We start from the raw sequence: 21,865 nt of genomic DNA on the forward strand, positions 1-21,865 counted from the left end.
TGCATGTCTATGTCTTCGCCATTACCTGATGATCAACACTCACTGCCACCGGTCCTGGTCGGGCCGCTGTTGCGGCGGCTGGAGCCCACGCGGCTGGTGATGTGGCTGGTGGGGTCGCGGGCATTGTCGCTGAGGTTGCGCCTGCAAGATCGCGACGCTATCCACCTCGACGCGAGTCAGTGCACGATCATTGCGGTGGGCACCCACGCCTTTGTTCATTTGATCGATGTGTCGCCGGACACCGCCCTGCCCTGCGACACGTTAATCGAATACGACCTGCTGATTGACGACGCTGGCACAGGCATCGCCGATTGGGCCCCGCACTTGCTGTACGGCGACGCCCGTTGCCCAAACTTCGTCCTGCGTAAACGGGCCGATCATCTGTTGCACGGTTCTTGCCGCAAACCTCATCATCCCGCCCCGGACGGTTTGCTGTGCGTCGATCGTTTGCTGGAGGCCGAGCCGGATGCACACAAACGTCCGGCGCTGTTGATGATGAGTGGTGATCAGGTTTATGCCGACGATGTCGCGGGCCCGATGCTGCGAGCCATCCATGCCTTGATCAAGCGCTTGGGGCTGTTCGAAGAGCACCTCGAAGGCGCGGTAGTCAGTGACAGCGCCAAACTCTACGAGCACCCCGCCAGCTACTACCATCGTGCGGATTTATTACCGGCGCTGGAGAGCAACGAAACCCTGCGCGAGCGATTTTTCGGCGGGGCGCGTAAGCCGATTTTCACCAGCAGCAGTGCCGACAACCATCTGGTGACGTTCGCCGAGGTCATGGCCATGTACTTGCTGGTGTGGTCACCGACTCCCTGGACATTGATTACCCCGCAACCGCCGGCGCTGACACCTGAAAGACGCGAGCGTTATGCGCTTGAGCAAACGCGCATCGATGGCTTCAAGGCCGGTCTGGGAGGTGTCGCCCGAGCACTCGCGCACCTGTCGAGCCTGATGATTTTCGACGACCACGATATTACCGATGACTGGAATCTTTCCGCGCAATGGGAGGAAACGGCCTACGGCCATCCGTTTTCCAGGCGCATCATCGGCAATGCACTGATTGCTTATATGCTGTGCCAGGGCTGGGGCAACAACCCGGATGCGTTCGGCGCGGTGCTGAAGAAAGCCGGCAGATTGAGCGCGACCGGGCATGACCGCTACCTCGACAGTGACATTCAGGACGAGTTGATTGACGAACTGCTGAGATTTCAGAACTGGCATTACGTGCTGCCCACCCGCCCGGCCATCGTGGTTCTCGACACCCGCACCCGACGCTGGCGCAGCGAGATGAACCTCAAGCAGCCATCGGGCCTGCTGGACTGGGAAGCCCTCAGCGAACTGCAACAGGAGCTGCTCGATCACCCTTCGGCCATCATCGTTTCGCCGGCACCGATCTTCGGCGTCAAACTGATCGAAACCGTGCAGCGCGTCTTCAGCTGGTGCGGTTATCCCCTGCTGGTGGACGCCGAAAACTGGATGGCCCATCGCGGCGCGGCCCAGGTGATCCTGAACATTTTCCGACACTCGCGTACACCCGGTAATTACGTGGTGCTATCAGGCGATGTGCATTATTCCTTCGTCTACGAAGTACTGATCCGACACCGCAAGGCCGGCCCGCGCATCTGGCAGATCACCAGCAGCGGCATCAAAAACGAATTCCCTCCCGCGCTGCTCGAGTGGTTCGACCGCCTCAACCGCTGGCTCTACTCGCCGCGCTCGCCACTGAACTGGCTGACCAAACGCCGGCGCATGCGCATTGTTCCGCATGTCCCGGAACATGCGGAAGCGGGTGAACGACTGTGGAATTCGGCGGGGATCGGGCAAGTGTTCTTTAATGAAAAAGGACAGCCGCAGGAGATCTATCAGCACAACTCGAACGGTTCGCCTAAGACGCGGATGGTTGCGCCTGACAACGAAGACTGAAGGCGTTCGCTCACACGATCGGATTACGGCTCCCTTACATGATCGGTGTCGATATGAACCTCACTCGAACCCTGATCATCGGCAACTCCGGTTCCGGCAAAAGCTGGCTGGCCGAACGACTGGCCAAGCACCTGCAAGTGCCGTGGGTCGATCTCGATTCGATTCACTGGTTGTCCGACGAACACAGCATCCCCCGCCCCCGTGCCGAGGCGCTGGGCATGGCACGGGTGCTTGCCAGTAAAAAGCGCTGGGTGATCGAAGGCGTTTACGGCGGGATCATCAGCGAACTATTGCCCCGGGCGACAGCACTGATCTGGCTGTGTGTTGAAGATGAGGAATGTGTTGCCAATGTTCGTCAGCGAGAGGCACAGCGGGACAAGAATGACGAGTTGTTGATTGCGTTGCTCGACTGGGCCGGCAGCTATCGTACCCGCGAAGACTCCAGTGGATTTGCCGCGCATCAGCGTCTGTTCGAAGGGTTCAGCGGTTCGAAACTCAAACTCAGGGATCGAACCGAAATCACAACATTCGCGAACACCGTGTTACAAGCCAACTGACTCACACTGTTTACCAAGGATGCGTATGTTTGCACGGAACAAATTAGTCCCCGAATTAATGGTCACGGACATCAAGAAAAGCCATTCCCACGCGGAGCGTGGGAACGATCAATTGTGTATCAGGCCGCTTTCACTGCCCGGCAAACCCCTCTGACAATCATCTCCACTTCCCGCTCATCAATCGTCAGCGGTGGCAGCAAGCGAATGGTTTTGCCCCGTGTCACGTTGATCAGTAAGCCGTGATCCCGTGCGGCGATGAGGGTCAGGTCGCGAATCGGTTGTTTGAGTTCGATGCCGATCATTAAGCCCTGGCCGCGGATCTCCAGGATGTTCGGGTCGTCCGCCAATTCGATGCGCAATCTGGCAAGCAAACGCTCGCCCTGAAGCTTGGCGTTGTCCAGCAGTCCTTGTTCTTCGATGATCTCCAGCACGGTGCAACCCACGCGGCAGGCCAGTGGATTGCCGCCGAAGGTGCTGCCGTGACTGCCGGGGGTGAAGAGGTCGGCGGCTTTGCCTCGGGCCAGACAGGCGCCGATGGGAATGCCGTTACCCAGGCCCTTGGCCAGGGTCATGACGTCGGGAACGATGCCTTCGTGCTGAAAGGCAAACCACTGGCCAGTGCGGCCAATGCCGGTCTGGATTTCGTCGAGCATCAGCAACCACGAGCGCCGTGTGCAGAGTTCGCGAATGGCTTTCAGGTAACCGGGCGGGGCCATTTGGACACCGCTTTCACCCTGAATCGGCTCCATCAGGATCGCCACGATGCGCGGGCCGTGGGCTTGCTGCACCTTGTCCAGCGCCTTGAGATCACCAAATGGCACTTTGACGAAATCCCCCGGCAACTCGTTGAAGCCCAGGCGCACGGCCGGGCCATCACTGGCGGACAAAGTGCCGAGGGTCCGGCCGTGAAAGGCGTTTTCCATGACCACCACCAGCGGTTGTTCGATGCCTTTGTGCCAACCGTACAACCGTGCAAGTTTCAGCGCGGTCTCGTTGGCTTCAGCACCGGAGTTGTTGAAGAACGCCCGCTCCATACCCGCCAACCGCGTCAGTTTCTGCGCCAGCCGTTGTTGCCAATCGATGCTGTAGAGGTTGGAAGTGTGCAACAGCAACCCGGCCTGTTCGCTGATGGCTGAGACAATTTTCGGATGGGAGTGACCGACGTTGGTCACTGCCACGCCCGCCACCGCGTCCAGGTATTCACGACCGGCCTGATCCCACAGGCGTGTGCCCAGGCCCTTGCTGAAACTCAAGGCCAAGGGTTGGTAAGTGGTCATCAGGCAGGCGGCGGTCATGACATCAAGCTCCATCAACGGTCGGTGTTTTTGCAGTATGGTTAGCCACCTGAGCTAGATAAACGCTGAAACACTTCAATCATTTTAAAGCTGGGTTTGATCATGGATTTGTTCCAGGCAATGACTGTTTACGTCCGGGTGGTGGAAACCGGCAGCATGACCGCCGCCGCGTTGCAGTGCGAAATGTCCACCACCATGGTCGGCAATCACCTGCGGGCGTTGGAGCAACGCCTAGGTGTGCGCCTGCTCAACCGTACGACACGACGCCAGCGGTTAACGGAATTCGGCGCTGCTTATTACCAGCGTTGCCTCGAAGTGCTGGGGCTGGTGGCCGATTCCGAACGCTTGGCCGAGCAGGCTCTCGATGAACCGAGCGGCACCTTGCGCATCACCGCACCGCTGACGTTCGGCACTGAAAAACTGGCACCCGCCCTGAGTGAATTCGCCCTGCTGTGTCCACGCGTCAAATTGGATGTGGTCCTCACCAATCGCCGTCCGGACCTGCTCGAAAACGGTTTCGACGTGGCATTTCGCCTGGGCAATACCGAGGAGGCCCACCTGATCGCCCGTCCACTCCTCGACTACAGCCTGACCATGTGTGCATCACCGGGGTACCTGGCGCGCAAAGGCACACCGCAGAAACCTGATGATCTGCAACACCACGACTGTCTGTCCTTTGCCTATCCGGCCGGGGATGACTGGCAGTCGGTGGAAAAACATTGGCGCCTGACTGGTCCCGAGGGCGAAGTGGCGGTAGCGGTCAATGGACCGATGTTGATCAACAGTTCGGCAGGACTGCATCAAGCGGCGCGAACCGGTATGGGCATCGTGGTGTTGCCTGATGCGTTGATGGAGCAAGATCTCAAGGACGGAAAACTGGTGGCATTGCTGCAGAATTACTTGCCGCCGAGCCGACCGATGAACCTGATGTATGCCCAGGATCGCTACCGTTTGCCAAAACTGCGTAGTTTCGTCGACTTTGCCTTGCAGAGATGGGGCAAGCACTAGCCGACCGAATACCCCATGCACTAATCTCCTCGACAGGCGGGTCACTTAGATATCAGGGCGGCAGGGAGTGCGGACATGGGTGAAGCGTCGAATATCGAGCCGTTGAAGTTCAATCTGTCTGATTTGAACGAAGACATGCTGCACACCATTCTGGAACTGGTCAGCGACGGCATCTGGGACTGGAACGCCAACACCGGGTTCGTCTATCGCAACCTCGGGTGGTACGAGATGCTCGGTTACCCGCCTCATTCCCTGAATAACAACGTGTTGACCTGGGAAAACGTGATCCATCCCGACGATTACCCGCAGGTCATGGCGCTGTTCGACGACTACCTGAATCAACGAGCCCCCGGCTATCAGGCCGAGTATCGCTGCCGCATGCAGGATGGCAGCTATACCTGGATCGAAGACCGTGGCTACGTACTCGCACGCAATGCCGACGGTTCGGTGGCGCGGATGGTCGGCGCGCACCGCAGCATCGAAGACAAGAAGCGCCTGTACGAAGCGCTTGAACGGCGCAAGCAATCCCTTGAAGCGATCGTTGAAGAACGCACCCGAGAGTTGTCTCGCGTCAATCAGCAACTGCAAATCCAACTCGAAGAAAACCGAAAACTGGCGGAAACCGATGCACTGACATCGATCGCTAACCGCTATCGCCTGGAAAAAGCCCTGCCCCAGGAATGCGACCGTGCCCAACGCTTTCGACAACCGCTGTCGTTGATAGCCATGGACATCGACGACTTCAAGAACATCAACGATCACTATGGCCATGCGCTGGGTGATGCGGCATTGGTGCAGGTAGTCGAGAGCGTGAAGCACTGCGTGCGTGAAGGCGATCTGCTCGCGCGTTGGGGCGGCGACGAGTTCATCCTGATCCTGCCCAATACACCATTCGTCGATGCCCGGGCCCTCGCTGAACGTATCCGCCATGGCCTCGCAAGCCTGCATCCAGTCGGGGACTTTCAAGTGACCATGAGTTTTGGCGTGGTTCAGCGCTTTGAAGAGGAACAACAGACCGGGTTGCTGGCCCGGGCTGATCAAGCGCTGTATCGGTCGAAGATCGCGGGCAAGAATGTGATTTCGGGATGAACAATGTCATGCGTGTCCGCGATGTACTGCCCTCGGAAGTAGAGCCCGTGCGCCTTTTTCTGGACCAGAACGAATGGGCTCACCGCACAGGTTCCGCTGAACATTTTGCGCAGTTGATCGCTAACTCCCAACGCACAGCCCTTGCTATGAAGGGCTCCCAAATTATCGGTTTTGCCCGAGGCATCACTGACGGCCTATCAAACGGTTATCTGTCGATGGTCGTCGTCTGTGGACAACATCGACGTGAAGGTGTCGGGCGCGCGCTGGTTGAGCATGTCATGGGCGAGAACCCCGACATGACCTGGGTTCTGCGAGCAGGCCGGGAAGGCGCTTCGGATTTCTTTTCAAGCCTGGGTTTTGAAACGTCGACCATTGCGATGGAGCGCCCGCGTCGTAAATAGCCAAACATTCCTTAACTGAAACAAGAAGTGCCAAGGAAAGCCAATGACTTCCCCTCTCCTCTATCGCCGGGCGACTCCGGACGATCTACTCGCCATTTGCGAACTGGCCCAGCAACTCAACAGTCTTCACCATCAAGAGCGGCCAGATATTTATGCGCCAGCAACTGAAAATTTCGCGCGCGACAGCACCCATTGGCAGCCGTACATCGACGGTGAAAATCAGGTGACCTTTCTCGCCGAACAAGCAGGTAGAACGATTGGATTCATCACCGTGCAAGTCACTCAGTTCACCAGCCCGCTGATGCAACCTCAGCGGGTCGGCAGGGTCGGTTCAGTGTGTGTTGATGAAAGTATTCGGGGCCAAGGCATTGGACGAGCATTGATGCAGTGCGCTCAAACCTGGGCCATCGAACAAAACGCTGTGGATCTGCGGCTAACCGTTTGGGCATTCAATGCACCGGCACTTCGACTGTACGAAGAGTTGGGCTATGAAGTGCGAGCCTTCGAGATGGGCATTCGCCTGGAGGAAATTCCTGATCAAGGCGCGTGCCGTACCCTGTCACGTTTATGACCCCGCCTTCACCAAAACCGGTTTCTCCTGATACCGATCCGGATACAGCTGCTTCAACTGCGCGACCTTCGGTAGATCGTTGATCACGATGTAGGGATAGGTCGGGTGCTCGGTCAGAAAATCCTGATGTTCCTCCTCGGCCGGGTAGAAACCGTTGTAGGTTTCCAGCTTGGTAACAATGGGTTTGTTGAACGAATGGGCGGCGTCGAGCTGGGCGATGTAGGCCTGAGCGATACGCTGCTGTTCGCTGTTTTCCGGGAAAAGCGCCGAGCGATACTGAGTGCCGCGGTCAGGTCCCTGACGGTTGAGTTCGGTAGGATTGTGAGCCACCGAAAAGTAGATTTGCAGCAAGGTGCCGTAGCTGACCTGACGGGGGTCGAAGGTGACTTCGACGGATTCCGCATGACCGGTATCGCCATTGCTGACCCGTTCGTACTGAGCGGTGTTGACTGCACCGCCGGCGTAACCGGAGACCGCTTTCTTCACTCCTTTGACATGCTGGAACACACCTTGGACGCCCCAGAAGCAACCGCCGGCGAAGACCGCCTTTTCGCTGTCGGCCTGGGTGGTTTCGTCGAGGGTGGGTGAAGGAATGATGACCGCGTCTTCCGCCGCACCGAAAGAGAACGCCAGGCATTGGCCGATGACGCCGGCAGCGGCCAGGCCCAACAGGGTGCGGCGCCAGGTGAATAGGGTTTTCATGAGACTGATTCCTGAATGAATGGAATGAAGATCAACCGAACGTAAACGCATACGCCGACACTTCGGGATCGAGAAACTCGATGCTGAAGATCCGATCCGTCACGCCACCGGATTGGCGCACCAACTGGTACAAGCGTTGTTCAGTCACGCTGCCGCTGCCGTCGGGCGCCACGTCGGTACCGTGGTCTTCGCCGGGGGCTTTTCCGTCAATCAACACTTTGAAACGCACCGGTTTACCGTGAGTGCCAGGCCCCAGCACCAGGTGCAGATCGCGGGCATGGAAGCGGTAGACGATGCGACTGGCCGGGCCGCTTGAAGTCGCCCGCTCCGAGCCGACATTCCATTGACCGTCCAGACTCCAGTCATTGAGTGCTAATTGCGATGGAGCGGTATAGGCCGACACCCTGTCCGGCACCAGGCTGGTTTCAGGCACGAAATGCTCGGCGCGCTGGTAGCCAACATAGGTTTCCGGTGATTGCACTTCGTTCATGTCCGGCGCCAGTTGAACACCCTCGGCGCTGGCATTGATCAGACCGTCCGCGACCTTCACGGCACCTGCTTCGCGCAGCAGTTGCTGGATCACCCGCTCCGATTCGGCGTACTCGCCTTCGCCAAAGTGGTGATAACGAATGCGACCCTGAGCGTCGGCAAAATAGTGAGCCGGCCAGTATTCGTTGTTGAAAGCTCGCCAGATCTTGAAGTCATTATCGATGGCCACTGGGTAGTTGATGCCCAGGTCCTTCATCGCTTTGGTGACATTGCCTACGTCTCGTTCGAAAGCAAACTCGGGCGCATGGACGCCAATCACCACCAATCCCTGATCGCGGTACTTCTCGGCCCAAGCCTTCACATACGGCAGTGTGCGCAGACAGTTGATGCAGGAGTAAGTCCAGAAATCCACCAGCACGACTTTGCCCTTCAAGGCCTGCACTGTGAGCGGTGGCGAGTTGAGCCATTGCACCGCGCCGTCCAGCGATGGAAGGTTGCCTTCAATCGGCAGTGCGCCCGGCGCTTTGTCAGCCACTTTCATTGCACTTCCCGAGGCCGGAACCTGCGCCATCATCGCCCCGCTACCGTTCGGTGATTTTCCGGCCAGCCGTCCAACCAAAGCCTGCTCGATACCGCCGGTGGACGCCGTCGAAACCCGCGCCAGGATCCCGGTGTCGAGCCCCAGGGCAATCGCCGCGACACCGGCCAGCATCGCGGCGCCCAGGCCTCGACGCAGCCACTCGCCAGCGCCGATGGAACGCTTCATCGCCGCGAAGACTTTACCGCCCAGCAGCAGCGCCACCGCGAGGGAAGTTGCGGTACCCGCGGCGTAGGCCAGCAACAACAAGGTGGTTGCGATGCTTGCCCCTTGCAGCGCGGCTCCGGTCAGCAACAGCCCCAGAATCGGCCCGGCACACGGAGCCCAGAGCAGGCCCGTGGCGACGCCGATCAGGAACGAAGCGCCGGGACGCGGCCGGGCATCGGCGCCCGCGGCTTCCGACAACCGGCTGCCCGCTGCCACCAGTGGCCGCGTCAGGCGCTCGGCCAGTCGCGGCAGCAACAGCGTCAGCCCGAACAGTGCAACGAACAGCAACGCGAGCCAGCGACCGTACTGATTGACTTGCACCACCCAACCGCCACCCACCGCCGCCAACGAGGCGACGAGCGCAAAGGTCAGCGCCATTCCCGCCAATAGCGGCAACCCGCTCTTCATGAACGGCTGCCCGGTGCGAGCGAAGACAAAGGGCAGTACCGGCAGGATGCACGGGCTGACAATCGTCAACACACCACCGAGATAAGCGAGGACTAGAAGCCACATAACGTCGACCTGCAAAAATGAGTGAAAGGGAGTACCCGCGGATCAAGCTGTCTTCGGCACAAAAGTCATCGCCAGGCCGTTCATGCAGTAACGCAGACCGGTGGGTTTGGGCCCATCGTCGAAGACATGGCCCAGATGACCGCCACAACGCCGGCAGTGGACTTCTTCGCGCAGCACCCCGAAGGAACGGTCCTGACGAGTGGCCACAGCCTTGTCCAGCGGTGCCCAGAAACTCGGCCAACCGGTGCGGCTGTCGAACTTGGTCGCGGAAGAAAACAACGGCAGGTCGCAACCGGCACAGGCAAACGTACCTTCACGGTGCTCGTTGTTCAGCGGGCTGCTGTAGGCCCGTTCGGTGCCCTCTTCGCGCAGGATTTCGTACTGCTCGGCGCTGAGCATGGCGCGCCATTCGTTGTCGCTGTGAGTCACCTCGAACACCTCTGCCGCGCTGGCATCACTGACCAGTGCAGCGCTCGCGGAAAATTTTGGCAATACACCGATGACCAGCGCTGCAGCGCCTAGCCCGCCGCTTGCTACGAGAAACTGTCGCCGTGAAAACATGGTCGTCTCCGAAAAATCCAGGTGCCTGACATGGAACACAGCCTAGGCTTGGGTTGATCGCCAAATCCTCACGGAGAGTTAAATAATTCGTGATAACTCCGGCCCCGGAAAACCCGCACAATGCGCTCATTGCGCCGAAGGATTGAGCTTGATGGAACAGACCAAACGCGTCCTCGTGGTCGAGGACGACCTGCATATCGCCGACCTTATCTGCCTGCATCTACGCGATGAGCAGTTCGAGGTGGTGCACTGCGCCGATGGCGATGAAGGCATGCGACTGCTGCAACAAGGAAGCTGGGACGCACTGATCCTCGACCTGATGCTGCCCGGCGTCGACGGCCTGGAAATCTGCCGCCGCGCCCGTGCCATGGCCCGCTACACACCGATCATCATTACCAGTGCGCGCTCCAGCGAAGTGCACCGGATTCTCGGGCTCGAACTCGGCGCCGACGATTACCTGGCCAAACCCTTTTCCATGCTCGAGCTGGTGGCCCGGGTCAAAGCGCTGTTGCGACGGGTCGACGCCATGGCCCGCAATCTGAAAATGGACGCCGGAAGCCTGATCACGGACGGCCTATCCATCGACCCGATCACACGCGATGTGTCCCTTGACGGTCGCCGCCTCGACCTCACTCCACGGGAGTTCGACCTGTTGTATTTCTTCGCCCGCCAGCCCGGCAAAGTGTTCTCGCGCATGGACCTGCTCAACGCCGTCTGGGGCTACAGCCATGAAGGCTACGAGCACACCGTCAACACTCACATCAACCGCCTGCGGGCAAAGATCGAGGCTGATCCGGCACAACCGGTGCGCATCCTCACGGTGTGGGGGCGTGGCTACAAATTCGCGGCCAGGGAGGAGCAGCCGTGAGACTGACCCTGACTCAGCGCCTGTCTCTGGTGTTCGCCGTGTTGCTGCTGGTGTGCTGCGGCACGTCGGCCTGGTTGCAGGTGCGGTCCAACCAGATGCATGAGCTGGAAGTGGTGCAAGGGTTGTCGCGGGATCTGGCCCGGCACATCGCCCATGACACCGTGCTGATGGACACCAAAGGCCTGATGCCCGACGCCGTGCGCGACCTGTTCAGCCAACTGATGCTGGTCAATCCCAGTGTCGAGGTCTATCTGCTCGACCCCGAGGGCCGGATTGTCGGCAGTGCTGCGCCCGAGGGGCGGATACACCGGGAGCGGGTCGATCTGGCGCCGATCCAGCGCCTGCTCAATGGCGATGCCCTGCCGGTTCTCGGCGACGATCCGCGCAGCGTCGATGGCCGCAAAGTGTTCAGCGCCGCGCCATTGCAGGTCAATGGAAAACCGGTGGGCTATCTCTATGTGGTGCTGCTGAGCGAAGAGCACGACCGCTTCGCCGAACGCGGCGCCACCAGCGCCGCCCTGAATACCGCGCTGTTGTCGATCGGGCTGGTGGCGTTGCTGTGTCTGATTGCCGGTCTCACGGCATTCGCCCTCATCACCCGACCTTTGCGCCTTTTGACCGAAACCGTCAGCCAGTTCGACATTGATGGCGCTCCGGTAACGCCGTCTGCATCCGTACCGGTGGAAAAAGCCGCCAGCCACGATGAAATTGCCATACTCGACGCCACCTTCCGGCAGATGCAGGCGCGCCTCGGCGAGCAATGGCGTTCGTTGACCCGCCAGGACCAGGAACGCCGCGAACTGGTGGCCAACATCTCCCACGACCTGCGCACGCCTCTCGCCTCGCTGCACGGTTACCTGGAAACCTTGTCGCTCAAGGACGCCACGTTGTCACCCGCCGACCGTCGCCGTTACCTGGGCATCGCGCTGGATCAAAGCCGCAAGGTGGGTGGTCTGGCGCAATCGCTGCTGGAACTGGTGCGCCTGGAACATGGTTTCGTGCAACCGGTGCTGGAGCGTTTCTCGCTGACCGATCTGGTGCAGGACATTTTCCAGAAGTTCGAACTGACGGCCGAGGCACGCCAGGTCGAACTGAAGGCCACCTTCGCACCCAATGTTTCAGCGGCCTGCGCCGACCTTGGATTGATCGAGCGGGTGCTCACCAACCTGTTCGACAACGCCCTGCGCCACACCCCGCAAGGGGGAGAAATCGAGCTCAGCCTGCGCCCTCAAGGACCTTTTATCGAAGTGACCGTCAGCGACACCGGCCCTGGCATCACTGCCGAACTGCGCGAAGGTCTGTTCCTGCGCCCGTTCAACATTGGCGGCGCACGGCGTGACGGCGGACTGGGGTTGCGGATCGTGCACCGGATCCTGCAATTGCACGGCCACGAAATCCAGCTGATTGATGTTCCCGGCCGCGGCGCGACCTTCCGTTTTTCGTTGGCGGTGGACCAGCAAACGGCCGAGCAATTGGCGGTTCGGTCGATGAATCTGAATACGCTGGGGAAATAGTCGACTGCCTGGGCCGCAGCAACGGCTAATATCCCGGCACCCATTTCGGCAAGGACGCTGCGCGATGCTCAACACCCTGCAAAACACCCCGCAGTGGGTTTACGCGATTTTTCTGCTGCTGTGCTACTTCGGCGTCAAAGCCCTGTCCCCGACCCGTGAAGGCAAAACTTCATTGCTCGTCACAGCGCCGATCTTGCTGGGCTGGTCACTCTATTCGCTGAACCTGACGCTGAATCCGCAGCTGTCGGTCAGTTGCTGGTTGGCCGCCGTCATCCTGGGCAGCCTCGCGGCGCTGCTGATTTTCCCACGCAAGGGCATTGAGCTGGATGATCCGCAAACCGGCCTGATCGTGCCGGGTACAGCAAAAAACCTGGTGCTCTACCTGCTGTTTTTTGCGGTGAACTATTACTTCGGCTACCAGGATGACGTTCACCCGGAGCTGGCCGCCACCCTTGAGATGTTGCTGCTCAAGGCGTCGGCTTCCGGTTTTGTCTGTGGACTGATCAGCGGTCGGGCGTTGAAGTTTTATCGGCTACTACTGACACTTCAGGCAAAACGCCCCCAGATAGCCGCCGGTTAAAAGCCGCTGCGCCAAAAATGATGACCAGCCGCCTGTTCATCAGTGACAACGCCGCCTCGGTCCAATAGATTAGGCGGCCTGAAAAGGCCCTGTGCTTTCTCGCCTCAACCCAAGTTAAAAGAAGTAGTGAAATTTCAATGTCCGATTCCAATACCGCTGAATCCGTAGTCACCTTGTCGTCCAAAGCGGAATACGAAAACTCCATCAATCTTTCACACCACGTGCCCCAGGCCAAGACCATCAGCGAGATGGTCCTGGACGCTTTCCAGTCCACCCGGGAAAGCGACCAGATCCGCGAGCTGCGCGCCGCGATTCGCCAGGCTCACGACAGCTTCGACGACGATAAAGCCTACCAATTGATGGGTGAACTCAAGCAGCTCAAGGACGCCGAGGCTTCCGACATTGCAGCCCTGGAAGACTTGAGCAGCAAATTCCCGATCAGCCGGATTCTCTCCAGTTTCAAGGACGATCCGGCATTTCAGGAACTGGTCTATGGCCTCGCACTGAAAGTGCTGAACCAGACCCACCAGGCCATCAGCAACCCGAGTAGTGGCAAAAGCAAGGCTGCTCGCGCCAAGAAAGATGTCGAAGTGTTCACCATCAGCAAAGACGGGATCAGCGTGACGCTGCCGCTGCGCACCCCGCGTTCGCGACTGAACGTTGACCGTGAAGCGCTGGAGTTCCTGGGTTTCACCTTCGTCGGTGAAGGCGAAGAAGCGGAACTGGAAAGCGAGACGTTCCTGGACAATGCCGGGGCCGAACAAGCGGTTAACCGCAAGAACATCATCACCGCGCTTCAGCAGCAAACCGCGTTCGATGGCTACAGCATCGCCGCGCAGTAACACACGCCATCGATGACTGAAAAGCCCGCACTGAGATTCAGCGCGGGCCTTTCTATTGCCTGCTGGTTCATCGTTAGAGCGTTGATGGCCGTATCGCCACGATCATGTCAACTTCAATGGCTGCGTCTTTCGGCAGTTGATAAACGCCGATCGTGGTTCGTGTATGTTTACCGGCATCGCCCAGTACATGACTGAAAACGTCCGACGCACCGTTGGCCACTTCGCTCAAATCGACAAAATCCGCGGTGGACTTTATGTATACCGTGACGCGCAATAGCGACTTGATCTTGTCCAGCGAACCGATGGAATCAACAATCAATGCCAGACCGCGCAACGCACTGATGCTGGCAGCGCTCTGTGCATCTGCCAGCGTCAGATCCAGGCCTACCCTGCCCGGATACTGAATTTCACCATTCATCCGCGGCACCAGACCGCTGATATAAAGCTGATCGTGATGCCGCACCAACAGCGCGTAATGCCCGCCGGCCGTATTCTCACCGTAGATGTCGTAACCGAGCTCTTTTGCCAGCGCGATGAATCGTTCATCGCAGGTCATATGTTCAGTCATCTCTCCTCCCCGATCAAAAATTGGATCCATTTTTTTGACAGATTAGCCCAAAGATCTCGACTCGGGGGCTGGCCTATGAAAATCAGCCTGGATCAAATTGATGTCCCTTAGATTCAGCAAAGCGCCGGACGCTAGCCACTTCCTGCGTTTCAACGTGGCGCACAGCGATAACAGCCAGGTGCGGGAACGGGTTTTTCGGTTGCTCGATAGTTGAGTTTTCCTGATAGACCGCGGTGCGGCCTTCGCGAGCAGGCTCGCTCCCACAGGGGTTCAGCGTCGTACCCATAACTCGCGGCAACGCAGATCCAGTGGGAGCGAGCCTGCTCGCGAATGGGGCAACTCGGTCCACCAGCGCCCCAATAAAAAACCCCGCGCTTCTTTCGAAGGCGGGGTTTTTCTTTACAGCATCCGACGCTTAAGGCGCGTACGTCAGCAACAGCTCACTCGGCACTTTAAAGTCCAGCGACATCATCACGCTCAACGCGGTAATGGTGAAGATCGAGAACACGAACAGCTTGCGTGCCCAGACCGTGTCATCCACTGCCTTGTAGCCGGTCCAGGCCATGTACAACCAGTACATGCCCATGGCCGCGGCGACGGCGAGGTAGCTCATGCCGGCGTAGCCGCTGAAGGTCAGCATCAAGGTCGCCACGAGGAACGCCAGGATGTAGAGCAGGATGTGCTTCTTGGCCACTTCAATCCCGCGCTTCACCGGCAACACCGGAATCGATGCAGCCAGGTAATCGTTGAAGCGGAAGATCGCGATGGCGTAGGAATGCGGCATCTGCCACAGGCTGAACATCACCAGCAACGTCAGTGCGGCCATGTCGAAGCTGTTCGTCACAGCGACGTAGCCAATCACCGGCGGCATGGCGCCCGACAGACTGCCCACCAGCGTGCCGTGAACCGACTTGCGCTTGAGGTACAGGCTGTAGAAACCGACGTAGATGACAAAGCCGATCACCGCGAACAACGCGGCCAACGGGTTGGCCACTTTGTACAACAGTGCAACGCCGAAAACACCCAGGACGGTCGCAAAAGCCAGGGCCAGTTTCAGGGAGATCAAGCCCTGGACCAGCGCCCGGTTTTTGGTGCGTTCCATCTTCAGGTCGATGTCGCGGTCGATGCAGTTGTTGAACACGCAACCGGAAGCCACCACCAGCGACGTGCCGATCATGGCGGCCAGGAAAATGGCCAGATCGACATGCCCTTTCGAGGCCAGGAAAAATCCGCCCGCCACAGAAAGCACGTTACCGAAAATGATCCCCGGTTTGGTGATTTGGATAAAGTGCTTAAAGGACATCCGGACTTTCCTCAGTGCGCCATCATGTTGGTGTGGATGCTGTACATGATCCACAGCGACAGGCCTACCAACAGAACGATTACCAGTGCAGCGAAGACAAACGCGATCACGTTGTTACGCTGGGCAGCGGAGCGGTCCAGGTGGAGGAAGTACACCAGGTGCACCAGCACCTGGATCACTGCGAAGGCCAGTACGATCCACAGGGTCAGGGCTTTCGGCAGCGATGGGTACATCACCAGGCCGAAAGGAATGACCGTCAGGATCACCGACAAAATGAAACCGATAGCGTAAGACTTGACGCTGCCGTGGCTGGCGTCGTGGCTATCGTGGGAATGAGCGTTAGCCATTTACATAGTCCCCATCAGATAAACAACGGTGAATACGCAGATCCACACCACGTCCAGGAAGTGCCAGAACAGGCTCAGGCAGCTCAGACGGGTCTTGTTGGTCGCCGTCAGGCCGTTTTTCTGCACCTGATACATCATGATCGCCATCCAGATCAGACCGCTGGTCACGTGCAGACCGTGAGTGCCGACCAGGGTGAAGAACCCGGACAGGAAGCCGCTGCGGCTAGGACCGAAGCCCTCGGAGATCAGCATGTGGAACTCGTTGATCTCCATGCCGATGAAGCCGGCACCGAACAGGAAGGTCATGCCCAGCCAGCCCAGGACCTGGTTCTTCTTGCCCTTGAACAACGCCAGCATGGCGAAGCCGTAGGTGATCGAACTGAACAGCAGCAGAGCGGTTTCGCCCAGTACGTACGGCAGTTCGAAGATGTCGTGGCCCGACGGGCCACCCGCTACGTTGTTAACCAGCACCGCGTACGCCGCGAAGATCGACGCAAACAGAATGCAGTCGGTCATCAGGTAGAGCCAGAAACCGAATACGGTCATCTCGCCCGAGTCGTGGTGATGGTCGTCGTGCCCATGGTCCGTGCCATGGGCGTGTCCAGCAGTGGTCACTAAGTTCGACATGGTTTAAGCCTGTTCCAACGAGGTTTCAACACGGGTGGCAGTGGCTGGAACTTTCCCGGCCGCTACCAGACGCTTGTGCTGCTCGGCTTCGATGCGCTCGATCACGTCGACCGGCACCATATAGCCCTGATCATCGCGGGCAGCATGGATCACGAAGTAGCCCACGGTGCCAACCAGACCAACGATGGCCAACCACCAGATGTGCCAGATCATCGCGAAACCGAACACGGTCAACAGAGCACCCATGACCACACCGGTCGCGGTGTTGTTTGGCATGTGGATCGGTTCGTACCTGGCCGGAGCCTTGTACGCGGTACCGTTTTCCTTGGCTTCGGTGAACGGATCGATGGTTTCCGCTTTTGGCAGCACGGCAAAGTTGTAGAACGGTGGTGGCGACGAGGTCGACCATTCCAGCGTGTGGGCATTCCACGGGTCACCGTGTTCGCACATGTTTTCCGGCTTGTTGCGATCACGCACGCTGACGTACAGCTGAATCAGCTGGCAGGCGATACCGGCCGCGATCATCACCGCACCGAACATGGCGACGTACAGGTACGGCACCCACTCAGGGTTGGTGGTGGCGTTCAGACGACGGGTCATGCCCATGAAGCCCAGTGCATAGAGCGGCATGAACGCGACGAAGAAGCCCGAGATCCAGAACCAGAACGCTGCCTTGCCCCAACCTTCGTGCAGCTTGAAGCCGAACGCTTTAGGGAAGTAGAAGCCGAAGCCTGCGATGTAGCCGAATACCGCGCCGCCGATGATCACGTTGTGGAAGTGAGCGATCACGAACAGGCTGTTGTGCAGGACGAAGTCCGCACCCGGGATGGCCAGCAGTACGCCGGTCATGCCACCGATGGCGAAAGTCACCATGAAGCCCAGAGTCCACAGAACCTGGCTGGTGAAACGCAGACGCCCTTGGTAAATGGTGAACAGCCAGTTGAATAGCTTCACCCCCGTCGGGATGGAAATCAGCATCGTCGCCAGACCGAAGAAGGCGTTGACGCTGGCACCCGAACCCATGGTGAAGAAGTGGTGCAGCCAAACCATGAAGCCCAGGATCGAGATCGCGCCCGATGCGTAGACCATCGAGTGGTGGCCGAACAGACGCTTGCCGGTGAAGGTCGAGATGACTTCGGAGAAGATCCCGAACGCCGGCAGAATCAGGATGTAAACCTCGGGGTGACCCCAGGCCCAGAACAGGTTGACGTACATCATCGGATTGCCACCAAGTTCATTGGTGAAAATGTGGAAATCCATGTAACGGTCAAGCGTCAGCAGTGCCAGGGTAGCGGTCAGGATCGGGAACGAGGCCACGATCAGGACGTTGGCCCAGGTGCAGGTCCAGGTGAAGATCGGCATGTCCATCAACTTCATGCCCGGGGTACGCATTTTCAGCACGGTGGCCAGGAAGTTGACCCCCGTCAGCGTCGTACCCAACCCGGATAGCTGTAGTGCCCAGATGTAGTAATCCATCCCCACGCCCGGGCTGTATTGCAGGCCCGACAGCGGCGGATAGGCAACCCAACCGGTCTTGGCGAATTCGCCGACGCCCAGGGACAGGTTGATCAGCACCACACCAGACACCAGCAGCCAGAAGCTCAAGGAGTTCAGGAACGGGAAGGCCACGTCACGCGCGCCGATCTGCAGCGGCACTGCAAGGTTCATCAGGCCGGTGAAGAATGGCATCGCCATGAAGATGATCATGATCACACCGTGAGCGGTGAAGATCTGGTCATAGTGTTCAGGCGGCAGGTAGCCAGGCGAACCCTCGGTGGCCATGGCCAACTGGGTACGCATCATCATGGCGTCGGCAAAACCGCGCAGCAGCATGACCATGGCGACGATGATGTACATCACGCCGATTTTCTTGTGGTCGACCGAGGTCAGCCACTCGGACCACAGGTAGGTCCACTTCTTGAAATAGGTGATTGCAGCGAACAGCGCCAGACCACCGAGCGCGATCATGGCGATGGTTATCATCACGATCGGTTCGTGGAACGGGACCGCTTCCCAACTTAATTTACCAAACATCGTTTACTCCTCTGCCCCGGCAGCTGAATGCGAACTCATGTCCATCCCTTCCATGGCGGCCATTTCGTGCTCTTTCTTCTCGTGGTGCATCGGCTTGCCCGGATTCATGCCTTCGTACTTGTCGACGATGATCTGGAACAGGTTCGGCGTGACCGAGGAGTAGAGCTCGACTGGGTTGTTCTGGCTTGGCTTGGAAAGGGCTTCGTATTCAGCTTTTTCAAGCTGTTTAGGTGCCTTTTTGACTTCGCTTACCCAGGCGTCGAAATCTTCCTGAGAGGTGGCGATAGCTTTGAATTTCATGCCGGTGAAACCAGCGCCGCTGTAGTTGGCGGAGATACCGTCCATTTCAGCGTTCTGGTTGGCGATCAGGTGCAGTTTGGTCTGCATGCCGGCCATCGCGTAGATCTGGCCGCCCAGGGCCGGGATGAAGAACGAGTTCATCACGGAGTCCGAAGTCACCTTGAAGTTGATCGGCGTGTGCGCCGGGAACACGATCTTGTTGACGGTGGCGATGCCTTGTTCCGGGTAGATGAACATCCACTTCCAGTCCAGGGCGACTACTTCAATGGTGATCGGCTTGACGTCGGATTCCAGCGGCTTGTAAGGATCCAGCGCGTGGGTCGACTTGTAGGTGACGTAACCCAGGGCAATGATGATCAGCACTGGAACAGCCCACACTGCGATTTCAATCTTGGTGGAGTGCGACCATTTCGGCGTGTAGACGGCGTCGGTGTTCGACGCGCGGTATTTCCAGGCGAACAGGAAGGTCATGACGATGACCGGAACCACGACCAACAGCATCAGCAGCGTTGCGGTGATGATCAGGTTTCGCTCGTCCAGGCCGACCTGGCCCTTGGGATCGAGCAAGGTCATGTTGCAGCCTGACAGCAACAACGTGCCGATCAGCGGCAATAAGCCTAGTAGTCTGGGGTACCTGTTTTTACTCATCTCACGACCTCTAAAGCAGCTTGCGCAATGCAGTTGGGTTTTGATCGCCAACACTTCACCCTGCCAAGGGTTGGCATTTTTCTTGGATTGAATAAGTGGCTACCCGTCGCGCGTCAGACGCTGTTCGACAAATCCTGGGCTAGCGTTGCGTTCTTATTCGAATTCGTGGTCAAAGGCCTTGTTACAGACCAATTCCATTTGGTGCGGATAATTGGAAGGCACCGACACCTGGGAGTCGCATGAAGCCCTTCGGCCTCTCGACGCCCTATTCCTGCTCAGGGATGAGCAGTGCCGGGATTTCAGTGCGGGCGATTGTAGATATGTAACGTTTTATAAACCATGTCTCATCCCGAAATAATTTTTATCCATTCCAGCAACAATCATTAACGGTATTTGCAAAAGTGCGCCATGGTATCGAAATTAATTCTCAACAAAAACACCAAAAATTGTAGGTCTACCTCAGGCAGTTCAGACAGTATCGAAGGTTCTGCGCCCTCCTTCGACCCTGCCAAAGCCCCCATGTGACAAGGGCTCTGGCAATTCACCAAGGCCTGTTAAAACTGCCTGTTCCGGATTGTTGGGGCTGAAATCGCCAGACGCTAAAACAGGCCAGTTTTGTTGCGTGTTCATGTACCAATTCGGCGCCTTGAAATGCCTTGCGACACTCTTGCTGTGACAACATGTCGCACACGTGCCGCACCCATACTTGTCGCGCATCAAGGTCATTTTCCCTGCGCCCTGAAATGCAAAACGCCCCGGCCCCTCAACGAGGGCCGGGGCGTTTTTTTGTGTGGCAGCGATTGCGGCGGATGACTTCAGCGCAGCGCTTTGCGGTTACGCGACGTGAGCAGCGGCACCAGCACCACGACCAGCACAAAGGCTAGCAGCGCCCACTGTGCAAGCGACAGACCGAGGATCGGCGGGTACGGCGTGGAGCAGAAGCCGTCGACCTGGAAGCCCAGCGGGAAGATCTTCGCCAGTGGCAAACCGTCGACAATCGGCTGCAGCACATCGATGCCGCAGCTGACCGCCGGATAGAACTGGGTATAGACGTGATGCCCGGCCACCCCGACGCCTGCCAGGGCACAGATCACCACCAGGGTTTCAAATACCGTGATGCTGCGGCGGGTGCGCATCGCCGCGCCGATGAACGCGAAGAGCGCGATCAGCAGCAACGCATAACGTTGCAGGATGCACAGCGGGCATGGCGCCTCGCCCAGAACAATTTGCATGTACAGCGCGCCACCGATCAGCGCCAGGCAGATGATGCCCAGCAACACCAGATAGCGCCGTTCACGGCCCAACCGCATCGTTTCCTCGCTCATTGCGTTTCCCTTCTAAATATCGATTGCCCAGAAGTCTACACGCTGGCCCTGACCTTTGAGAGTCCGGCGCGCACAGCGGGGTATCGGGGAATAAACGACAAGCCGGTTAAGAAGGGATTAACTTTTACGCGTTTTTCAGGAATCGGAACCGCGCAGAGGCTTTCGTGAGAAAGCCCCGGCCAACGATTGATCAGTCGCCGTAGATATCAGACTTGAAGTACTTCTCTGAAATCTTCTGGTATTCGCCACTGGAGCGAATGCCGTCGATGGCCGTATTCAGCTCGGAGACCAACTCCGTGTTGCCCTTGCGCACCGCAATCCCGGCGCCCTCGCCCACGTATTTCGGATCCTTGAGCTCCGGCCCGACAAAGGCATAACCCTTGCCACGAGGCATCGTCAGGAAGTCATTCAGCGGGATGGTGTCGGCAAAAATGGCATCGAGGCGACCGGCAGCCAGATCCATGTAGATCTCTTCGTTGTTGCCGTAACGCTTGACGTTGATACCCTTCGGTTCGAAAACCTCAGTGGCGTAACGGTCAGTGGTGGTTGCTCGTTGCACGCCAACCGTCTTGCCCTTGAGGCTGGCGTACTGGTCATCCACGACCGCTCCGTCCTTCATCACCAGACGCGATGAGGTGAAGTAGTACTTGTGGCTAAAATCCACCGACTTCTTGCGGTCTTCGTTGATGGTCATGGACGACAGCGCCATGTCGATTTTCTTCACTTTAAGGGAAGGAATCAGACCGTCGAACTCACCTTCGACCCATACGCACTTGACCTTCATCTGCGCGCACAGAGCATTGCCGATGTCGTAGTCGAACCCGACAATCTCACCTTTATCGGTTTTGGACGCGAACGGTGGATAAGCCGCTTCGATGCCGATGCGCAGGGTTTTATCGGCGGCGAACAGGCTGCTGCACGCCAACAGGCTCAGAGCCAGACCGGTGATGAGGGGGAATTTCTTCATGTTCGTTCTCTCGCGGGTTGTTGTT

The 21,865-nt window shown here is 58.3% G+C and carries 22 protein-coding genes; 10 read left to right on the top strand and 12 right to left on the bottom strand.

Going from position 1 to position 21,865, the window contains the following annotated elements; translation table 11 throughout:
* The first annotated feature begins 3 nt into the window (after positions 1–3).
* Positions 4–1,926 (top strand): alkaline phosphatase D family protein, encoded by a 1,923-nt coding sequence (locus FQ187_RS05695; protein ID WP_149628734.1) that lies wholly within the window; start codon positions 4–6, stop codon positions 1,924–1,926.
* Positions 1,927–1,979: 53 nt separating this feature from the next.
* Positions 1,980–2,483 (top strand): adenylate kinase, encoded by a 504-nt coding sequence (locus FQ187_RS05700; protein WP_149628735.1) that lies wholly within the window; start codon positions 1,980–1,982, stop codon positions 2,481–2,483.
* Between the two features lie 119 nt (positions 2,484–2,602).
* Here FQ187_RS05700 and FQ187_RS05705 read toward each other — a convergent pair whose 3' ends face one another.
* Positions 2,603–3,778, bottom strand: a complete 1,176-nt coding sequence (locus FQ187_RS05705; protein ID WP_149628736.1) for an aspartate aminotransferase family protein — start codon at positions 3,776–3,778, stop codon at positions 2,603–2,605.
* A gap of 102 nt (positions 3,779–3,880) precedes the next feature.
* On the opposite strand from FQ187_RS05705, the gene FQ187_RS05710 reads away from it, so the two are divergent.
* From FQ187_RS05710 to FQ187_RS05725, 4 genes are all read left to right on the top strand, one after another.
* Entirely contained in the window at positions 3,881–4,786 is a 906-nt protein-coding gene (locus FQ187_RS05710; RefSeq protein WP_149628737.1) for a LysR family transcriptional regulator, read from the top strand.
* Positions 4,787–4,861: 75 nt separating this feature from the next.
* Positions 4,862–5,875 carry a sensor domain-containing diguanylate cyclase gene (locus tag FQ187_RS05715; protein ID WP_149628738.1) on the top strand — a complete coding sequence of 338 codons (1,014 nt, stop codon included), beginning with the start codon at positions 4,862–4,864 and terminating at the stop codon, positions 5,873–5,875.
* Positions 5,872–6,276, top strand: coding sequence for a GNAT family N-acetyltransferase (locus FQ187_RS05720; RefSeq protein ID WP_149628739.1), 405 nt, complete (start codon positions 5,872–5,874; stop codon positions 6,274–6,276). Before FQ187_RS05715 ends, FQ187_RS05720 begins: the two co-directional genes overlap by 4 nt.
* Before the next feature lie 43 nt (positions 6,277–6,319).
* A complete protein-coding gene (locus tag FQ187_RS05725) occupies positions 6,320–6,847 on the top strand; it encodes a GNAT family N-acetyltransferase (RefSeq protein WP_149628740.1) in 528 nt (175 codons plus the stop codon).
* Here FQ187_RS05725 and msrA read toward each other — a convergent pair.
* The 3 genes from msrA to msrB are packed head-to-tail and all read right to left on the bottom strand — an operon-like array spanning position 6,842 to position 9,917.
* Positions 6,842–7,549 carry a peptide-methionine (S)-S-oxide reductase MsrA gene (gene msrA, locus FQ187_RS05730; protein ID WP_149628741.1) on the bottom strand — a complete coding sequence of 236 codons (708 nt, stop codon included), beginning with the start codon at positions 7,547–7,549 and terminating at the stop codon, positions 6,842–6,844. The two genes, FQ187_RS05725 and msrA, sit on opposite strands and share 6 nt — an antisense overlap.
* Before the next feature lie 31 nt (positions 7,550–7,580).
* The gene (locus FQ187_RS05735) at positions 7,581–9,356 is read right to left on the bottom strand and encodes a cytochrome c biogenesis protein DipZ (RefSeq protein ID WP_149628742.1); all 1,776 of its coding nucleotides are present in this window, start codon (positions 9,354–9,356) and stop codon (positions 7,581–7,583) included.
* Positions 9,357–9,398: 42 nt separating this feature from the next.
* A complete protein-coding gene (gene msrB, locus FQ187_RS05740; protein WP_149628743.1) occupies positions 9,399–9,917 on the bottom strand; it encodes a peptide-methionine (R)-S-oxide reductase MsrB in 519 nt (172 codons plus the stop codon).
* A 151-nt stretch (positions 9,918–10,068) separates the two neighbouring features.
* Here msrB and FQ187_RS05745 point away from each other — a divergent pair, with 151 nt between their 5' ends.
* The 4 genes from FQ187_RS05745 to FQ187_RS05760 all read left to right on the top strand — a co-directional run bounded on the left by FQ187_RS05745 (position 10,069) and on the right by FQ187_RS05760 (position 13,721).
* On the top strand, positions 10,069–10,785 hold the full coding sequence (locus FQ187_RS05745) for a response regulator transcription factor (protein WP_149628744.1): 717 nt from the start codon (positions 10,069–10,071) through the stop codon (positions 10,783–10,785).
* Complete coding sequence (locus tag FQ187_RS05750) at positions 10,782–12,299, top strand: HAMP domain-containing sensor histidine kinase (protein ID WP_149628745.1); 1,518 nt, start codon at positions 10,782–10,784, stop codon at positions 12,297–12,299. The genes FQ187_RS05745 and FQ187_RS05750 overlap by 4 nt, the downstream gene beginning before the upstream one ends.
* Positions 12,300–12,363: 64 nt before the next feature.
* On the top strand, positions 12,364–12,879 hold the full coding sequence (locus tag FQ187_RS05755) for a DUF6622 family protein (protein WP_149628746.1): 516 nt from the start codon (positions 12,364–12,366) through the stop codon (positions 12,877–12,879).
* A gap of 137 nt (positions 12,880–13,016) precedes the next feature.
* Positions 13,017–13,721, top strand: coding sequence for a hypothetical protein (locus FQ187_RS05760; protein ID WP_149628747.1), 705 nt, complete (start codon positions 13,017–13,019; stop codon positions 13,719–13,721).
* Positions 13,722–13,794: 73 nt separating this feature from the next.
* On the opposite strand, the gene FQ187_RS05765 is transcribed toward FQ187_RS05760, so the two are convergent.
* The 8 genes from FQ187_RS05765 to FQ187_RS05805 all read right to left on the bottom strand — a co-directional run bounded on the left by FQ187_RS05765 (position 13,795) and on the right by FQ187_RS05805 (position 21,840).
* Positions 13,795–14,289: a RidA family protein gene (locus tag FQ187_RS05765; RefSeq protein ID WP_129445070.1), complete on the bottom strand. Its 495-nt coding sequence runs from the start codon at positions 14,287–14,289 to the stop codon at positions 13,795–13,797.
* Positions 14,290–14,704: 415 nt separating this feature from the next.
* Positions 14,705–15,592 (bottom strand): heme o synthase, encoded by an 888-nt coding sequence (gene cyoE, locus FQ187_RS05770; protein WP_008147631.1) that lies wholly within the window; start codon positions 15,590–15,592, stop codon positions 14,705–14,707.
* Between the two features lie 11 nt (positions 15,593–15,603).
* A complete protein-coding gene (gene cyoD / locus FQ187_RS05775) occupies positions 15,604–15,939 on the bottom strand; it encodes a cytochrome o ubiquinol oxidase subunit IV (RefSeq protein WP_033061037.1) in 336 nt (111 codons plus the stop codon).
* A complete protein-coding gene (locus FQ187_RS05780; RefSeq protein ID WP_008147627.1) occupies positions 15,940–16,566 on the bottom strand; it encodes a cytochrome o ubiquinol oxidase subunit III in 627 nt (208 codons plus the stop codon).
* 3 nt (positions 16,567–16,569) lie between these two features.
* Positions 16,570–18,600, bottom strand: a complete 2,031-nt coding sequence (gene cyoB, locus FQ187_RS05785; RefSeq protein WP_149628748.1) for a cytochrome o ubiquinol oxidase subunit I — start codon at positions 18,598–18,600, stop codon at positions 16,570–16,572.
* Positions 18,601–18,603: 3 nt separating this feature from the next.
* Positions 18,604–19,548: a ubiquinol oxidase subunit II gene (gene cyoA / locus FQ187_RS05790; RefSeq protein ID WP_008147621.1), complete on the bottom strand. Its 945-nt coding sequence runs from the start codon at positions 19,546–19,548 to the stop codon at positions 18,604–18,606.
* A gap of 815 nt (positions 19,549–20,363) precedes the next feature.
* Positions 20,364–20,873 carry a disulfide bond formation protein B gene (locus FQ187_RS05800; RefSeq protein ID WP_129438267.1) on the bottom strand — a complete coding sequence of 170 codons (510 nt, stop codon included), beginning with the start codon at positions 20,871–20,873 and terminating at the stop codon, positions 20,364–20,366.
* Between the two features lie 190 nt (positions 20,874–21,063).
* Positions 21,064–21,840, bottom strand: a complete 777-nt coding sequence (locus FQ187_RS05805; RefSeq protein ID WP_149628749.1) for an ABC transporter substrate-binding protein — start codon at positions 21,838–21,840, stop codon at positions 21,064–21,066.
* Positions 21,841–21,865 lie beyond the last annotated feature (25 nt).

It is taken from the genome of Pseudomonas sp. ANT_J28, from assembly GCF_008370005.1.
In the GTDB taxonomy this organism is placed as follows: Bacteria; Pseudomonadota; Gammaproteobacteria; order Pseudomonadales; family Pseudomonadaceae; genus Aquipseudomonas; species Aquipseudomonas frigoris.

Coding starts and splice junctions, on each gene's coding strand:
- FQ187_RS05695 (WP_149628734.1), top strand. CDS start 4: ATGTCTATGTCTTCGCCATTACCTGATGATCAACACTCACTGCCACCG.
- FQ187_RS05700 (WP_149628735.1), top strand. CDS start 1,980: ATGAACCTCACTCGAACCCTGATCATCGGCAACTCCGGTTCCGGCAAA.
- FQ187_RS05705 (WP_149628736.1), bottom strand. CDS start 3,778: ATGACCGCCGCCTGCCTGATGACCACTTACCAACCCTTGGCCTTGAGT.
- FQ187_RS05710 (WP_149628737.1), top strand. CDS start 3,881: ATGGATTTGTTCCAGGCAATGACTGTTTACGTCCGGGTGGTGGAAACC.
- FQ187_RS05715 (WP_149628738.1), top strand. CDS start 4,862: ATGGGTGAAGCGTCGAATATCGAGCCGTTGAAGTTCAATCTGTCTGAT.
- FQ187_RS05720 (WP_149628739.1), top strand. CDS start 5,872: ATGAACAATGTCATGCGTGTCCGCGATGTACTGCCCTCGGAAGTAGAG.
- FQ187_RS05725 (WP_149628740.1), top strand. CDS start 6,320: ATGACTTCCCCTCTCCTCTATCGCCGGGCGACTCCGGACGATCTACTC.
- msrA (WP_149628741.1), bottom strand. CDS start 7,549: ATGAAAACCCTATTCACCTGGCGCCGCACCCTGTTGGGCCTGGCCGCT.
- FQ187_RS05735 (WP_149628742.1), bottom strand. CDS start 9,356: ATGTGGCTTCTAGTCCTCGCTTATCTCGGTGGTGTGTTGACGATTGTC.
- msrB (WP_149628743.1), bottom strand. CDS start 9,917: ATGTTTTCACGGCGACAGTTTCTCGTAGCAAGCGGCGGGCTAGGCGCT.
- FQ187_RS05745 (WP_149628744.1), top strand. CDS start 10,069: ATGGAACAGACCAAACGCGTCCTCGTGGTCGAGGACGACCTGCATATC.
- FQ187_RS05755 (WP_149628746.1), top strand. CDS start 12,364: ATGCTCAACACCCTGCAAAACACCCCGCAGTGGGTTTACGCGATTTTT.
- FQ187_RS05760 (WP_149628747.1), top strand. CDS start 13,017: ATGTCCGATTCCAATACCGCTGAATCCGTAGTCACCTTGTCGTCCAAA.
- FQ187_RS05765 (WP_129445070.1), bottom strand. CDS start 14,289: ATGACTGAACATATGACCTGCGATGAACGATTCATCGCGCTGGCAAAA.
- cyoE (WP_008147631.1), bottom strand. CDS start 15,592: ATGTCCTTTAAGCACTTTATCCAAATCACCAAACCGGGGATCATTTTC.
- cyoD (WP_033061037.1), bottom strand. CDS start 15,939: ATGGCTAACGCTCATTCCCACGATAGCCACGACGCCAGCCACGGCAGC.
- FQ187_RS05780 (WP_008147627.1), bottom strand. CDS start 16,566: ATGTCGAACTTAGTGACCACTGCTGGACACGCCCATGGCACGGACCAT.
- cyoB (WP_149628748.1), bottom strand. CDS start 18,600: ATGTTTGGTAAATTAAGTTGGGAAGCGGTCCCGTTCCACGAACCGATC.
- cyoA (WP_008147621.1), bottom strand. CDS start 19,548: ATGAGTAAAAACAGGTACCCCAGACTACTAGGCTTATTGCCGCTGATC.
- FQ187_RS05800 (WP_129438267.1), bottom strand. CDS start 20,873: ATGAGCGAGGAAACGATGCGGTTGGGCCGTGAACGGCGCTATCTGGTG.
- FQ187_RS05805 (WP_149628749.1), bottom strand. CDS start 21,840: ATGAAGAAATTCCCCCTCATCACCGGTCTGGCTCTGAGCCTGTTGGCG.